Raw genomic sequence first — 14,684 nt, 5'->3', positions numbered from 1 at the left:
CGATCACTCTGGAGTCAGTATCGCGCATAAACGCTCACCCGGTGACAGGTGTTCCACGCAGATCCGGTGCGCACGGCCCGCCGAGCCGGCATCCAGCAGGTCGTGCGGGCCGGTCACCTCGGAAAACGACTCCCCGTCGAATCACTCACCGGCGCGTCCGTCGGCGGCCAGCGGTTCGATCGTGATGTTGTCGGCGATGTCGCGGAGCACGCGGTGGTCGAGCGTTCCCGCGACCGGCGCCGCGGCTGCGGCCGCGGACCACGCAACGGCATTGCGCAGACGCTCGGGCCAGGTCTCCCGGCGCATGATGCCTGCGGCGAACGCCGCCACCGCCGCGTCGCCGGCGCCCGTCGGATTGCCGCTCACCGCGAAGGGCGGCGCGGCGCGCCATAACCCCTCATCGGTGGCCGCGAGCAATCCGTCCGGGCCGAGGGAGACGATCACGGCTGCCGCGCCGCGGTCGCGCAGCTGCTGAGCTCCGCTGAGCGGGTCATCATGTCCCGTCGTTTCGCGGAGTTCGGCGGCATTGGGCTTGACGAGGTCCGCTCCGGCCTCAGCCGCGGCCAGCAGCGCGGGGCCCGTGGCGTCGACCACGGCGGGCACCGAGCGGGCATGGGCGTCCCGGACCAGCTCGGCGTAGCTGTTCGCTGCGCACCCGGGCGGCAGGCTTCCCGAGCACACGAGAACCGACGCGGCGGTCAGCCGGTCGGCGACGAGGCCCCTGAGCCGCTGCCAGTCCTCGCCGCCCAGCTTGCTGCCGGGTTCGTTGAACAGCGTCGCCTCGTCCGCGTCCGCTTCGGCGATCACCGCGATGGTCTTGCGGGTGGGAGCGGACACCGGCAGCAGCGCGTGCTCGATCCCGGCAGCGGTGAGGTCGTCGCGGATCACATCGCCGAGGACGCCCCCGACCGGGGCGGCGACGAGCGTCGGGACGCCTTGGCCGTGCAGCACCCTGCTGACGTTGAGACCTTTGCCCCCGGCGCGTTCGTGGACGCTGCGGACGCGGTGCGATTCTCCGGGGTGGACGTGCTCCACCCGGTAGCTGACGTCCAGCGCCGGGTTAGGGGTGACGGTGATGATCATGCGGTCGCATCCTGGGGCGACCGCAAGACCCCGAGCAGGCGCGCGGTTTCCGCCGCGAGGGCCTCCTTGCCCGCGGTGAGGTACTTGCGCGGGTCGACCAGGCTCGGGCTGCCCGCCAGGACCTGCCGCACTGACTCCGTGAACGTCTTGTTCAGGTGCGTGGAAATGTTGATCTTGGTCATGCCGCTGCGGATGGCGGAGCCGAGGTCCTCGTCGGACACGCCCGAAGAACCGTGCAGCACAAGGGGAACGCTCAGCGCGTCGTCGAGCCGCTTGATGAGCTCGAAGTCGAGCGAGGCGTCGCGCGTCACCATGGTGTGAGAGGTGCCGACCGCGACGGCCAGCGCGTCCACGCCGGTGGCGGCGACGTAGTCGACGGCCTCACGCGGATCGGTGCGGGCTCCCGGCGCGTGGACGCCGTCCTTGCCGCCGACCTCGCCCAGCTCGGCTTCGGCCCAAAGCCCGGCGTCGTGACACCTGGCCACGACGGCGCGCGTGCGGGCCACGTTCTCCTCGTAGCTCTGCTTCGAGGCGTCGAACATCACGGAGCCGAACCCGAGCTCGATGGCCTCGGCGACCAGATCTTCGGACTCGGCGTGGTCCAGGTGCACGGCCACCGGCACCTCGGCCCGGCGGGCGCGGGCGAGCGTCGCGCACGCGATCGGCTCCAGCGCACCGTGGTAGCGCGCGCAGTTCTCGCTGATCTGCAACACCACTGGGGCACCCGCGCGCTCGGCGCCGGCCACCAGGGCATCCGCGTGTTCGAGCCCGATGACGTTGAACGCACCGACCCCGAGACCGGTGCGGACGGCGGCGTCGACGACGCTGCCGGTGCCGACCAAAGGCATGGCTGCTACCTCTCTTCAGTGTGGTTGATGACCGGATTTCCGCGCGCGAACACGGCATCGACGACGAGGTCGTCCGTGAGCACGACGAGGTCGGCCGGGCGGCCGGGAGCCAGCGAGCCGGCTTCGCCGCCGAGCCCGACGGCGCGGGCGGGAACGCTCGTGATCGCCGCGAGCGCGTCGAGGAACGGGATTCCGATGGCGACCGCGTTGCGCAACGCGCGGTCGAGAGTGAGCGTGCTGCCGGCGAGCGAATCGCCTTCTGCCAGGCGGGCTTCGCCGCCGCGCACCCGGACGGTCGCCTCGCCGAGGGGGTAAGTTCCGTCGCCCAGACCGGCCGCGGCAATCGCGTCGGTGACCAGCGCGGTGCGCCCTGGCCCCGCCGCTCTCGCCGCCGCATACGCGATCGCCGGGTGCAGATGGAGCCCGTCGACGACGAGCTCGATCGTGACCCCGGCCGCTTCCAGCAGGGCGGGCACCGGTCCGGGACGGCGGTGGTGCTGCGGCCGCATCCCGTTCCACAGGTGGGTGGCGACGGTGACCCCCGCGCCCACGGCCGCGCGCGTGAGCTCGTAATCGGCGTCGGTGTGCCCGATCGCGGCGGTGGCGCCGCTGTCGACGACCTGGCGCACCGCGTCCAGGCCGCCGGGCAGTTCCGGCGCGAGGGTGACCATGCGGACCGCGCCGGCACCGGCGTCGAGCAATCGGCGCAGATCTGCCGCGGCCGGTGCGCGCAGCAGCGACGGCGGGTGGGCACCGCAGTGCGCGGCGGCCAGGAACGGGCCTTCCAGGTGCACCCCGGCGATGAGCCCGTCCTGGACCGACTCGGCGAGCTCGGCGACCTTCCGCTCCATCACCCGCAGCGGAGCGGTGACCAGCCCGGCCACCAGCGTGGTCGTGCCGTGGGAGCGGTGGAATTCGGCCGCCCGCCGCACCCGTTCCCCGGCCCCGTCCTGGAATGCGGCGCCGCCGCCACCGTGCACGTGCATGTCGACGAAACCCGGTACCAGCCAACGATTTCGCAGGTCGACGTCGACGGGCTGCGGCGCCCGCCCGGCCCCGGTGGAGGCGATCCGCCCGTCGCGCACCTCCACCCAGCCGGGATCGAGGACGGCGGAGTCTGCCGCGACGACCTTGCCGCCGCCGAGAATCATGTCGCCCCCACCAGATCGGCGGCGAGCAGCGCCGCGCCCAGGCTGCCCGCGCGATCACCGAGCGCGGCGGGCACGATCCGCGGCTTGCGCTGGAGGTTCCAGTCCTCTTCCACGCGACGGGTGAGCGGGTCGAACAACAGCGGTCCGGCGTGCGACAGGCCACCGCCCACCACCACGACCTCCGGCGCCAGCAAGGCGGTGAGCCAGATCAGCGCGCCGCCCAGCGCGTCGACCGCCTCGTCCCAGACGGCGGTGGCGACCGGGTCACCTTCGGCGACCCGCCGCGCCACGTCCGCCGCTCCCGCCACCGGAGTCCCGGTCCGATCCTGGTAGCGGCGGCTGATCGCGCCCGCGGACGCGACCGCCTCCAGGCGAATCCGCCGGCGTTCGCCGGCCTCGATCGGGACCTGCCCGATCTCCCCCGCGTATCCGCCCGCGGCGAGCACCCGACCGGAATGCACGTGCGCCGCCGAGATGCCGGTGCCGACCGGGAGGAACACGGCGTCGCTCGCCTCCCGGGCGGCACCGAGCCGGTGTTCCGCCAGCGCCCCGGCCCGGACGTCGTGGCCGAAGCCGACCGGCAGCCCGATCCGCTCCCCGAGCAACGAGGCGAACGGCACGTCCGACCACCCCAGGTTCTCCGAAAACACCGCGACGCCACGGGATTCGTCAACGATCCCCGGCACGACGAGGCCCACGGCCGCCGGTGCGGTGTGCTCGGAGAGGTCGGCGACGAGCGAGCACGTCACGTCCAGCACCCGCTGGGCCGTGTCGGACGACGGCGGCGGCGTAGCGCTGCGCCGCTGCGCCAGCACCGTCCCCGACGCGTCGACCAGCACCGCTTTCGTCTCGGTGCCGCCCACGTCGACACCGACCACCGGGCCGCCGGCGTTGTCCATCACACGTCGTCCAGGACGATCGACCGGGTCAGGTTGCGCGGGTTGTCCGGGTCCAGCTCGCGCTTCACCGCCGCGGCCACCGCGACTCGCTGGGCGAGCACCAGGTGCGCCATCGGGTCGTGCTGCCCGCTGTCGAGGAAGTCGGCTCCGGCCGCGGCGACCTCGGCGGCGAGCCCGGTCGGGGTTTCGCCGAACATCCAGGTCGCCCGGCCTGGTTCGGCGATGCTGATCGGACCGTGCCGGTACTCCATGGCCGGGTACGCCTCCGACCACAGGCCCGCGGCTTCCCGCACCTTCAGCGCCGCCTCGTGCGCCAGGCCCACCGTCCAGCCCTTGCCGAGGAAGGTGATCTGCTCACTGGCCGGGAGCGCGCCGAGGTCGGCGTGCAGCATGGCGCGGGCGTCCGCGACGGCCCCGGCGAGATCCGCTCCGAGCGAAGCGCGGAGCAGGGCCAGCGCAGTGGTCGCGAACCGCGTCTGCACCACGGACTGCTCGTCGGCGAACTCCAGCACGACCAGCTCGTCGCAGACCTCCGCGATGGGTGCGGCGGGGACGGCGGTGATCCCCACCGTGGGCACCGTTCCCTTGAGCCGCCGCAGGAGTTCGAGCACCTCCGTGGTGGTTCCCGAGCGGCTGATCACGACCACGCGGTCGTAGACCCGGCCGACGGGCATCTCGGATGCGGGGAACGCGTCCGTCACGCCCTCGCCGGCGGCCTCCCGCAGCGTCGCGTACGCCATGGCCATGAACCAGGAGGTGCCGCACCCGGCCACGGCCACCCGCTCACCGCGGGTCGGCAGCACGCCGGCCACCTCCCGGGCCAGCTCAGCGGCGCGCAGCCAGCATTCCGGCTGGCTGTCGATCTCGCCGTCCACGAGGTATCCGCCAGACGCCATCAAGTCCTCCAAAACCTGTCGTTTCCGCGGCGAGTTCGTCCTCCGGTGCGCCGCCGGACGACGGCGCAGCAGGAGGCCGAGCACTGCTGCACCGCCACGCGGAGTCCGTCGCAGCGCGCCACGCCGCCAGCCTAGATGCCCGAATTTGATCGAACAAGGATCAAACCAATCAGTATCAATCATCCTAGCGCCCCGGTCATCGCCGCCACAGAAGACGTCGACTTCCGATGACGACCACCGGAAAGAAGCCTTGCGTAGCGGCTCAATCACGCGACGTCACCGAGCTGAGCATGCCGACCAGCGTGTTCCAATCAATGCGGGCCGAGGTAGTGACAGGCGCCACCGAGCGCGTTAATAATGACCGAACTTGCATGAAGTTGCTCGATAACTCTCACTTACGAGCACACATGCGCAAGCTGGTTATCTGCGTTAGGGAGAGCAACACATGCCCCAGAAGCTCCGGAGACGGCTGGTGCTCGCCGCTGGGATGTGCCTGGCACTGCTGACGAGCTGCGGCATGCCCGACACCGACACCGACGCCGGGCGAGTGCTGCGGGTCGCACAGTACCCGGATCCGCCGGAGCTCAACTCGCAGCAGCAAACGGGCAGCCAGGTCTACATGGGACTGTGCGAGCCGCTGACCGGCCTCGGTTTCGCCAGGGCCGGCGACCTCCGGATGCGCGGCGCGGAAAGCGTGCGCACCACCGACGGTCTGGTGTGGACGATCGAGCTGCGCCCCGGCCGCACGTTCCACAACGGCGAACCGATCACGGCGCAGACCTACGCGGACACCTGGAACGCGGTCTCCTACGGGCCCAACGCGTACAAGGCGAGTTCCACCTTCAGCGTCATCGACGGCTTCGACGAGGTCAACGCTGACCAGCCGGAGCGCGACACGCTGCGCGGGCTGGCAGTGCTCGGGCCGCTGACCTTGCAGGTCACGCTCCGGCAGCCCAACTACGACTTCCCGAAGATCATCGCCTCCTACAGCGCGTGCCCGATCCCGAAGGAAGGCCTGGCCGACCAGACCGCCTACTCGCAGGCGCCGATCGGCAACGGCCCGTACCGCTTCGTCCGCTGGGACCGCAACGAGAAGATCGTGCTGCAGCGCTGGCACGACTACCAGGGCGAGGTGCCGCCCGGGGCGGCCGAGGAGATCCATTTCAAGATCTACCAGTCGCAGGACACCGCCTACCGCGACGTGCAGGCCGGGCAGCTCGACGTGCTGCGCAACCTGCCCGGCGGCCTGCTCAACGATGCTCGCAACCAGCTCGGCGACTCCGGCCTGTTCGCGATCCCGCAGCAGCGGCAGATCACCCAGATGCTGATGCCCCAGTACGTCGAGTCGCTGCGCGATCCCCGGCTGCGCAAGGCGATCTCGCTGTCGATCGACCGCGACGCGATGGCCGGCGCGCTGCTGCGCGGCTCGGCGACCCCGGCCCGTTCCCTGCTGGTCGAGGCGGTCGGCGCGCCCTACCAGGCGGACGCCTGCACGGCCTGCCGGTACGACCCGGACGAGGCTCGCCGCCTCGTCGCGGAAGCCGGCGGGTTCCGGGAACCGGTGGTCATCTGGTACGCCAACACCGGGGGCGGCGGCGGCACCGAGATGTCGCAGATCGCGCTGGCCATCTCCAACGCGCTGCGGCAGGAGCTGGGCGCCGAGGTCAAGCTGAAGCCGGTGCTGCCCGCCCAGCTCACGCAGGCGGAGATCAGCGGCGAGCTGACCGGGCCGGCGCTGAGCCTCTGGGGTGACATCTACCCCAGCCCCGACCAGTACCTGGGCATGTTCCGCAAGGGCGGCGACGGCTACGAGTACACCCGCTACGACAACCCGGCCGCCAGCGAGCTGATCAACCAGGCGCTGGGCACCGGCGACGAGCTGGAAGCGGCGCGGCTCTGGCAGCGCGCCGAGGACCTGATCCTCGACGACATGCCCGCGATTCCGCTCTACTACCCGGCCATCTACGCCGCGCACGCGCCGTGCGCCACGCCGGTCACGCTCGGCGGCGACCTCCAGTACTACCTGACCGAGTTCGAGTGCGGCCCCGGCCGCGAGGGGTGATGCCGACATGCTCGGATACGTCGTCCGCCGCTTCGCGGCGATGCTGCCGGTGTTGTTCGGCGTCACGTTCCTGATCTTCGCGCTGGTCTACGCGATGCCCGGCGACCCGATCGCCGCGCTCGCCGGCAACCGGCCGATGCCGCCGTCCACCGTGGCCGCACTGCGCGAGCAGTACCACCTGGACGAGCCGCTGATCACCCAGTACCTGCTGTACATGAGCGGGCTGTTCCAGGGCGACTTCGGCACCGACTTCTTCGGCCGACCGGTGCTCGAGATGATCGCCGAGCGGTGGCCGACGACGCTGCAACTGGCGCTAACCGCCTGGGTCTTCAAGCTGGTGATCGGCCTCGTCGTCGGGATCTTCGGCGCGCTGCACCGCGGCCGCTTCGGCGACCACCTGACCCTGGCCTTCACGGTGCTGTTCGTGGCGCTGCCCGGGTTCGTCATCGCGTTCATGGCGCAGCTGGTGTTCGGCCTGAAGCTGCAGCTGTTCCCGATCGCGGGCGTGGCCAACGGCTGGCCGATGAGCTTCATCCTCCCGGCCCTGGTGGTGGCGCTGGAGGCCGCGGCGCCGCTGGCGCGGCTGACCAGGTCGAGCCTGGTCGATGTGATGGGCGCCGAGTTCATCCGCACCGCGCGGGCCAAGGGCGCGTCGGACGGCCGCGTCGTGTGGGGGCACGCGCTGCGCAACTCGATGATCCCGGTGGTCACCTACCTCGGGCTCAGCCTGGCGGCGATGCTCGGCGGCGCCGTGATCGTCGAGAGCGTGTTCAACCTGCCCGGCATCGGCGGCCTGCTGGTGCAGGCGGTGCAGACCCAGCAGGGCACCATCGTGGTGGGCGTGGCCACCTTCATCATCCTGATCTACCTGCTGGTGAACCTGCTGGTGGACATCAGCTACGGAATCATCGACCCGAGGGTGCGCAATGGCTGACCGGACCGACTACTCGCCCACTCCCACCCAGGCCGCGCCCCGCCGGAGGCTCACCCTGGTCGGGCGGCTGCCGAGGCCGCTGCGCGCGCCACTGTTCGTGGTGGCGGCGCTGATCGCCGCCGGCTACGTGCTGATGGCCGTCTGGCCGAGCCTGTTCACCTCCGCCGATCCGATGCACTGCGAGCTGCGGCTCAGCGGCGCGGGCCCGGCACCGGGCCATCCGTTCGGCTTCGACATGCAGGGCTGCGACTACTTCGCCAACGTCGTGCACGGCGCCCGGCCGTCGATCGCGATCGGCCTGCTCGTCACCGCGGTGACCTTCGTGCTGGGCGCCGTGCTCGGCGCGCTGGCCGGCTACTTCGGCGGCATCGTCGACGGGGTGGTGTCGCGGATCGCCGACGTGGTGTTCGGCCTGCCGATGATCATCGCCGCGATCGTGGTGCTCAACCTGTTCGAGGAACGCACGATCTGGACGGTGAGCCTGGTCCTGATCGTCTTCGGCTGGCCCGGCGGCATGCGCTACATGCGCGGCTCGGTGCTCAAGATCCGCAACCTCGAATACGTGCAGGCCGCGCGCGTGCTGGGCGGCAGCCACCTGCGCATCATGGGCACGCACATCGCGCCGAACGCGCTGACCTCGCTGATCGTGCTCAAAACCCTCGAGATCGGCGGTGTCATCGCCGCCGAGGCGGCGCTGACCTTCCTCGGCATCGGGCTGCAGCCACCCTCGATCTCGTGGGGGCTCCAGCTCTCCACCGCCCAAGCGCAGTGGCAGGCCAGCCCGCACCTGCTGGTCTACCCCGCCCTGTTCCTGACCGGCGCCGTGCTGGCGTTCGTCGTCCTCGGCGACAGCCTGCGGGAAACCCTCGACCCGAAGGGAAAGCAGTCGTGAACACGAAGGCGCGATCCGCGCCACACCAGGCCGGGGACGACCGGCGCACGGTTCTCGACGTGCGCGGTCTCAGCGTCGACTTCCACACGCCCGCCGGCCGGTTGCACGCCGTCCAGGACGTCAGCTTCAGCGTGGGCGCGGGCGAAACACTAGCCGTGCTCGGCGAATCCGGTTCGGGCAAGAGCGTCACCGCGCAGGCGATCATGGGCATCCTCGACACGCCGCCGGCCGAGATCGTCGGCGGCACCGTCGAGCTCGGCGGCCAGGACCTGCTCACCCTGCCCGAGCGGCAACGCCGCGCGGCAACGGGATCGCGCGTGTCGCTGATCTTCCAGGACGCGCTCACCGCGCTGAACCCGGTGCAACCGGTGGCCAAGCAGATCGGCGAGCTGTACCGGCTGCACCGCGGCGCGTCGCGGAAGCAGGCGTGGCGGCAGGCGGTGGAGATGATGGACCGGGTGCGGATTCCCGCTGCGGCCAGCCGCGCCGGCGACTACCCGCATCAGTTCTCCGGCGGCATGCGCCAGCGCATCCTCATCGCGATGGCGCTGGCGCTGGACCCGGAGGTCGTGATCGCCGACGAGCCCACCACGGCGCTCGATGTGACCGTGCAGGCCCAGATCCTCGACCTGCTCGCCGAGCAGCAGGCCGAGCGCGGCCTGGCGCTGGTGCTGATCACCCACGACCTCGGTGTCGCGTCCCGGATGGCCGACCGCGCGCTGGTGATGTACTCCGGGCGCGTCGTCGAGCACGGGCCGATCCGCCGGCTGTTCACCGCGCCGATCCACCCGTACAGCCAGGGCTTGGTCGCCTCGATCCCGCGGCGGTCGCACCGCGGCGGCCCGCTGCCCGCGATCAGCGGCCTGCCACCGAGCCTCACCGACCGCCCCGCGGGCTGCCGCTTCCACCCCCGCTGCAGCATCGCGCGAGAGCACTGCGAGTCGGTCGAACCGGAACTGCTGCAGCTGGACGACGGCAGGCAGACCCGGTGCCACTTCTGGACGGAGGTCGCATCGTGACCGATCAGCACATCCTCGAAGTGCACGACGTCACCAAGCACTACCGCAAGCGCGGCGGCGGGCGGTTCGGGCTCGGATCCGACACCGTCAAGGCGGTCGACGGCGTGAGCCTGCAGCTGCGCAAGGGCGAAGCGCTGGGCATCGTCGGCGAGTCCGGGTGCGGCAAGTCCACGTTGACCCGGCTGCTCACCGCGCTGGAGAAGCCCACCAGCGGGCAGATCCGCTACCGGGGCGTCGACGTCCACAGCGCGAAAGGCGCTGCGCGAACCCAGATGCGGCGCAACATCCAGATGGTCTTCCAAGACCCGTACGCCTCGCTCAACCCGCGCAAGACCGTCGGCTCGATCCTGGCCGAGCCGTTCCGGATCCATCGCGACGCGCTGCCCGAGCCGGGCCTGCGCCCGCGGCTGGAGCAGCTCCTGGAACAGGTCGGCCTGCGGCCGGACCACCTCGACCGGTACCCGCACGAGTTCTCCGGCGGACAGCGCCAGCGCATCGGCATCGCCCGCGGCATCGCGCTGAACCCCGAGGTGCTGATCTGCGACGAACCGGTCTCCGCGCTCGACGTCTCGGTGCGCGCGCAGGTCCTCAACCTGCTCGCGGAGCTGCAGCGCGAACTGTCGCTGACCGTCGTGTTCATCGCGCACGATCTGGACGTGGTGCGGCACTTCTGCGACCGGATCGCGACGATGTACCTGGGCAGGGTGGTCGAGGAAGGCGACTGCGACGCGGTCTACGACCACCCGGCACACCCCTACACCCGGGCCCTGCTGTCCGCGATCCCGCGCCCCGGCTTCGACGACGAACCGGAGCTGGAGCGGATCGTGCTCGAAGGCGACCCGCCGTCGCCGATCGCACCGCCGCCCGGCTGCCCGTTCCACACCCGGTGCTGGATGGCCCGCCCGGACTGCGCGCACACCGTTCCGGCCGGGCACGACCTGGGCGAGGGGCACGTCTCGCACTGCCACTTCGCCACCGAGGTCGCCGACACCGATCCGCGGGCCGCGGTCGACGGATCGCGGTAACCGACTGCACCAACTCGTGTTGATCAAGGATGAGCGATCATCCGCGACGGAAGAGTTGGTGCATGTCTGACGTGAACAACGGGCTCGGCGACGAACTGATCGCCACCGCGGTCGGTGAGCACGGCCCGGCCGAGGTCGCACGGCACGCGCGGTCCATGCCGGGAACCCCGTCGATCCAGCAGGAGCACTACCCGCCGCAGGAGAACAAGGAAGGTGAACGCACGCCGAAGGCGACCTCGGTCGAGGAGGCCGCGTTCCTCGCGCTCGGGCCCGGCGCCGCGGCCTGGCTGGTCGAGGCCGCCGCGACCGGGGCGCGGCGGATCCGGCCGAAGATGGCCGAGGCAGTCGCGCTGGCCGAGCTGCATCCCGTCGCCGAGGTCGATCGGGCACTCGGGACAGCGGCGATCGCCGGGCGGTTCGCCGAGAACGACCTGATCCGCATCCTGGCCCACCAGTCCGGGAGGGAGCAGACCCCATCGCGGCGCGGCCGCCCTCCTCGCACCTGTTTCACATCAGTCGCGTGTGGTGTCCTCGCGCTCGATCAGGATCCGGAATCCGGTCAACAATGCGTTGAGGCCGACTTCGAACTCGTCGTCGCTACCGACCTCCGCAAGGACATCGGCGTGCTGGACGAGCAGCGGAAAGGCCGCAGCGTCTCGTGAGCGGTACAGCAGGCGCCGGTGACTGATCTCCTCGGAATCCGACGCGTCCAGGCCGAGGTTGAAGTGCACCGAGCCGATCACGAAGGTGGCCAGCGACGACGCGACGGCGGCCGCGAGCCGGGGGCTGAGACCGGCGCCGATGAACAGTTCGAGGGAGTACTCCCTCCCGGCCAGCGAGTTAGGACCGAGCCGCTCGGTCCCGCGAAGCAGCGAGGCCACGCCAGGGTGCCGGAGCAGGTGCTCGCGGAACAGGCGTGCGGACCACGCCGCCTTCTCGGCCCAGTCCGCGCCGTCGGGCGGAACCGAACTCGCCACGCCGAGGGTCCGGTCGACGAGCAGGGTCACCAGTTCCTCACGGTTGCGCACGTGGCGGTAGAGCGACGCCTGCGTGCAGTCGAGTGCCTCGGCGAGGTTGCGCATCGTCAGCGCGGCTGCCCCGCGGGTGTCGAGTAGGGCCATGGACGCGTCGAGGATGGCCTCGAGGGTCAACGACCGGCGCCGCCGCTGCCGCGCGGGTTCCCGCTCCCGGGCGAGCCACCAGGCCGCCGAGCCCGGCCTCGTTCCCGGCCCGCTCTCTGGCGGCGGATCGCCTGTCCCGGCTGTCGTCATCGGTTCGCGCACCAGGCAAGGGTAACGCGCTATGCGAACATCTATCACTTAATCTAAGCTAACAACGTTCGCATAACGCAAGCGGAGAGGAATCACCATGCGCGCCGTACGAAACACCGATTCGGGCATCCGCGTGGCCGAGGTCGAAGAACTGGGAGCACCCGGGGTTCGCCTCACCATCGCCTCGGCGGGTATCTGCGGGACCGACGTGAGCTTCGCGACCAGTGGTGTACTGGGCTACACCTATGGTCACGAGTTCGCCGGCACCGCCTCCGACGGCGCGTGTTACGCCGTCGAACCCACCGTCTACTGCGGAGAGTGCGACCAGTGCCGCGCCGGCCACGTCCAGCGGTGCAACGCGCCGGAGCACGGAACGCTAGGGATATTCAGGGACGGCGGGATGTGCGACGCCGTCACCGTCGCCGAGAACATGCTCGTCCGACTCCCGTCCGGCCTGGATGTGCGCGACGCCTGCCTCGTGGAGCCGGCGTCGGTGGCCTGGCACGGTGTGCGCAGCGCGGCACTCGAGCCCGGGGAGCGGGTGGCGGTCGTCGGCGGCGGCAGCATCGGGCTGCTGGCTGCGGCGGCAGCCCGGCAGCGCGGCTTCGACGTCGATGTCGAGGTGCGCCACAAGCACCAGAGGATCGCGGCGGAACGCCTCGGACTCGGCTCGGCGGACGGCGTCTACGACGTCGTGATCGACGCTGCGGGCAGCGAGGCCGGCCTGGCCCGGTGCGCCGAACTGGCCCGCGCCGGCGGGCGCGTCGTGCTGCTGGGCGTATACCAGCACACCGCGCCCATCCCGGGCATCGTCAGCCTGATCAAGGAACTCATCTACATCCACTCCATCGCCTACGGCCGGCACGACGGCGTCCGCGACACCGAACAGGCCGCGGCGATGCTCGCCGGCAACCCCGAGATCGCGCAGACGGTGATCACCCACCGCTTCCCCCTCGACGACGCCGCAGAAGCCTTCCGCGTGGCCAGCGACCGTGCTTCCGGAGCCATCAAGGTCGTCCTCCACCCCTGACAGCACACCGTCGGGCGCGTACGCACTCCTAGCGGTGGCAGGAGTCAGTTCCGCAGTATTCCCTGGGCGCTGCGACGCACCGTCGCCCCCGATGCGCCCCAGGTGGCCACGTCCCGCGCGCGGCCGCGCACCATCTTGGAACGATCTCTGGGAAGGTGTGATGGCTTGTCGCGTCAGAAGGGCGCGGAGCGTTCGCTGCGCCCGCCGATTCGGCGGGCGCAGCGGAGCCGTGGTCAGGACGAGCTGGCGCGGGACCGCTCGAAGTAGTCGATCAGGGCGGTGTCCGGCGGGGTCACCTCGACCGGCTTTCCGCCGCCGCGCAACGATTCCGTTGCCGCGCAACCGGTCGCGACCGCTTCCCGCGCCGCGATCGGCGAGGTGACGGTCGGCACGTCGGCGCTCGCGAACGCCAGGAACTCGGCCACGATGCGCGGGTCCGCGCCGCCGTGGCCGCCGCTGGCGCGCTCGACCTCCACGACCCGGTCGGCGTCGGGCGCGTAACCGCGGTGCCTGCGGTTCCACACCTTGACCACCGAGTCCGTGTCGTCGCCGAAGTTCTCCAGCCTGCCCTCGGTGCCGATGACGGTGTAGTTGCGCCAGTAATCCGGCGTGTAGTGGCACTGCTGGTAGCTCGCCAGCACGCCGTTGTCCAGCTCCAGGTTGACCAGGCTCAGGTCTTCGACGTCCACCACCGGGTTGAGGCCGGTCTGGCTGCGCGGCGGCCAGTTCTGCTCGTACTCGGCCCAGTCGTGGCCGGTCTTGTAGGTCTCCTGCGCGTTGCGGTCGGTGATGTCGCCGTAGACGGTCAGCGCGCCCATCGCGTTGACGCGCCTGCTGTACCCGCCGGCCAGCCAGTGCAGCACGTCGATGTCGTGCGCGCCCTTCTGCAGCAGCAGGCTCGTGCTCTTGCTCCGGTCGGCGTGCCAGTCCTTGAAGTAGAAGTCGCCGCCGTGCCCGACGAAGTGGCGGCACCAGATCGACGCGACCTCCCCGATCGCGCCCGAGGTGATGAGATCGCGCATCGTGCGGATCACCGGCATGTGCCGCATGTTGTGCCCGACGTAGAGCTTCCCACCGGACTGCCGCGCCGCGGCGAGGACGCGGTCGCAGCCGGCCGTGGTGACCGCCAGCGGCTTCTCGAGGTAGACGGCGAGCCCGGCTTCCAGGCAGCGGATGGCGTGCTCTTCGTGCAGGTGGTCGGGACTGACGACGAACACCGCGTCCAGCTCGCTTTCCAGCAGCTCATCGAGCGTGTGCGTCTGCCGGACGTCGTCGCCGTAGCGCTGCGCGGCGGCAGCGGCGCGCGCCGGATCCGGATCGCACACCGCGACGATCCGCGAGCCCTCACCGGGCCGGTGGGCGTGATCGGCGATCCCCACCCGTAGCCCGCACCCGAGCACACCTGTCCTTACGTCCATGGGTCACCTTCCCGCACCACGGCCACGTGCGCGCACCGGCAAGACTGCGCACTTTTGCTCCAATATGATTGCTAGAAGCATATATCGATCAGTTTCGCGCAATCCACTCTATGTCGCCCACGCCGCCGACACCACCCCCAGCACCACGGTCACGAC

The 14,684-nt window shown here is 70.9% G+C and carries 13 protein-coding genes; 6 read left to right on the top strand and 7 right to left on the bottom strand.

The window, feature by feature from the left end; all coding sequences use genetic code 11:
• Positions 1-141: 141 nt before the first annotated feature.
• Genes BLW84_RS24075 through BLW84_RS24055 form a run of 5 tightly spaced genes read right to left on the bottom strand, consistent with a single transcriptional unit; the run spans position 142 to position 4,877 of the window.
• Positions 142-1,083, bottom strand: a complete 942-nt coding sequence (locus BLW84_RS24075) for a 1-phosphofructokinase family hexose kinase (RefSeq protein WP_093269116.1) — start codon at positions 1,081-1,083, stop codon at positions 142-144.
• A complete protein-coding gene (locus tag BLW84_RS24070; RefSeq protein WP_093269114.1) occupies positions 1,080-1,931 on the bottom strand; it encodes a class II fructose-bisphosphate aldolase in 852 nt (283 codons plus the stop codon). The genes BLW84_RS24075 and BLW84_RS24070 overlap by 4 nt, the downstream gene beginning before the upstream one ends.
• Positions 1,932-1,936: 5 nt before the next feature.
• Entirely contained in the window at positions 1,937-3,082 is a 1,146-nt protein-coding gene (gene nagA, locus BLW84_RS24065) for an N-acetylglucosamine-6-phosphate deacetylase (RefSeq protein ID WP_093269111.1), read from the bottom strand.
• Positions 3,079-3,981 (bottom strand): ROK family protein, encoded by a 903-nt coding sequence (locus BLW84_RS24060; protein WP_093269108.1) that lies wholly within the window; start codon positions 3,979-3,981, stop codon positions 3,079-3,081. Before BLW84_RS24060 ends, nagA begins: the two co-directional genes overlap by 4 nt.
• Complete coding sequence (locus tag BLW84_RS24055; protein WP_093269261.1) at positions 3,981-4,877, bottom strand: SIS domain-containing protein; 897 nt, start codon at positions 4,875-4,877, stop codon at positions 3,981-3,983. Before BLW84_RS24055 ends, BLW84_RS24060 begins: the two co-directional genes overlap by 1 nt.
• Positions 4,878-5,322: 445 nt before the next feature.
• On the opposite strand from BLW84_RS24055, the gene BLW84_RS24050 reads away from it, so the two are divergent.
• From BLW84_RS24050 to BLW84_RS24030, 5 genes are read left to right on the top strand one after another with little or no spacing between them, the layout of a single operon-like run.
• Positions 5,323-6,939, top strand: coding sequence for a peptide ABC transporter substrate-binding protein (locus BLW84_RS24050; protein ID WP_093269106.1), 1,617 nt, complete (start codon positions 5,323-5,325; stop codon positions 6,937-6,939).
• A gap of 7 nt (positions 6,940-6,946) precedes the next feature.
• The gene (locus tag BLW84_RS24045; protein ID WP_093269103.1) at positions 6,947-7,873 is read left to right on the top strand and encodes an ABC transporter permease; all 927 of its coding nucleotides are present in this window, start codon (positions 6,947-6,949) and stop codon (positions 7,871-7,873) included.
• Positions 7,866-8,765, top strand: a complete 900-nt coding sequence (locus tag BLW84_RS24040; protein ID WP_093269101.1) for an ABC transporter permease — start codon at positions 7,866-7,868, stop codon at positions 8,763-8,765. Before BLW84_RS24045 ends, BLW84_RS24040 begins: the two co-directional genes overlap by 8 nt.
• Positions 8,762-9,784 carry an ABC transporter ATP-binding protein gene (locus BLW84_RS24035; protein ID WP_093269098.1) on the top strand — a complete coding sequence of 341 codons (1,023 nt, stop codon included), beginning with the start codon at positions 8,762-8,764 and terminating at the stop codon, positions 9,782-9,784. Before BLW84_RS24040 ends, BLW84_RS24035 begins: the two co-directional genes overlap by 4 nt.
• On the top strand, positions 9,781-10,809 hold the full coding sequence (locus tag BLW84_RS24030; protein ID WP_093269095.1) for an ABC transporter ATP-binding protein: 1,029 nt from the start codon (positions 9,781-9,783) through the stop codon (positions 10,807-10,809). Before BLW84_RS24035 ends, BLW84_RS24030 begins: the two co-directional genes overlap by 4 nt.
• 512 nt (positions 10,810-11,321) lie before the next feature.
• Here BLW84_RS24030 and BLW84_RS24020 read toward each other — a convergent pair.
• Positions 11,322-12,092, bottom strand: coding sequence for a TetR/AcrR family transcriptional regulator (locus BLW84_RS24020; RefSeq protein WP_245761337.1), 771 nt, complete (start codon positions 12,090-12,092; stop codon positions 11,322-11,324).
• Positions 12,093-12,177: 85 nt separating this feature from the next.
• On the opposite strand from BLW84_RS24020, the gene BLW84_RS24015 reads away from it, so the two are divergent.
• Positions 12,178-13,110: a zinc-dependent alcohol dehydrogenase gene (locus tag BLW84_RS24015; protein WP_093269093.1), complete on the top strand. Its 933-nt coding sequence runs from the start codon at positions 12,178-12,180 to the stop codon at positions 13,108-13,110.
• A gap of 233 nt (positions 13,111-13,343) precedes the next feature.
• Here the strand turns inward: BLW84_RS24015 and BLW84_RS24010 are convergent, their stop codons facing one another.
• Positions 13,344-14,528, bottom strand: a complete 1,185-nt coding sequence (locus tag BLW84_RS24010) for a Gfo/Idh/MocA family protein (RefSeq protein WP_093269091.1) — start codon at positions 14,526-14,528, stop codon at positions 13,344-13,346.
• Positions 14,529-14,684: the final 156 nt, after the last annotated feature.

It is taken from the genome of Saccharopolyspora shandongensis, assembly GCF_900106995.1.
Taxonomy (GTDB): Bacteria; Actinomycetota; Actinomycetes; order Mycobacteriales; family Pseudonocardiaceae; genus Saccharopolyspora; species Saccharopolyspora shandongensis.
This window is presented reverse-complemented; position numbering and strand designations above follow the sequence as displayed.

Coding starts and splice junctions, on each gene's coding strand:
- BLW84_RS24055 (WP_093269261.1), bottom strand. CDS start 4,877: ATGGCGTCTGGCGGATACCTCGTGGACGGCGAGATCGACAGCCAGCCG.
- nagA (WP_093269111.1), bottom strand. CDS start 3,082: ATGATTCTCGGCGGCGGCAAGGTCGTCGCGGCAGACTCCGCCGTCCTC.
- BLW84_RS24040 (WP_093269101.1), top strand. CDS start 7,866: ATGGCTGACCGGACCGACTACTCGCCCACTCCCACCCAGGCCGCGCCC.
- BLW84_RS24060 (WP_093269108.1), bottom strand. CDS start 3,981: ATGGACAACGCCGGCGGCCCGGTGGTCGGTGTCGACGTGGGCGGCACC.
- BLW84_RS24015 (WP_093269093.1), top strand. CDS start 12,178: ATGCGCGCCGTACGAAACACCGATTCGGGCATCCGCGTGGCCGAGGTC.
- BLW84_RS24070 (WP_093269114.1), bottom strand. CDS start 1,931: ATGCCTTTGGTCGGCACCGGCAGCGTCGTCGACGCCGCCGTCCGCACC.
- BLW84_RS24045 (WP_093269103.1), top strand. CDS start 6,947: ATGCTCGGATACGTCGTCCGCCGCTTCGCGGCGATGCTGCCGGTGTTG.
- BLW84_RS24075 (WP_093269116.1), bottom strand. CDS start 1,083: ATGATCATCACCGTCACCCCTAACCCGGCGCTGGACGTCAGCTACCGG.
- BLW84_RS24010 (WP_093269091.1), bottom strand. CDS start 14,528: ATGGACGTAAGGACAGGTGTGCTCGGGTGCGGGCTACGGGTGGGGATC.
- BLW84_RS24050 (WP_093269106.1), top strand. CDS start 5,323: ATGCCCCAGAAGCTCCGGAGACGGCTGGTGCTCGCCGCTGGGATGTGC.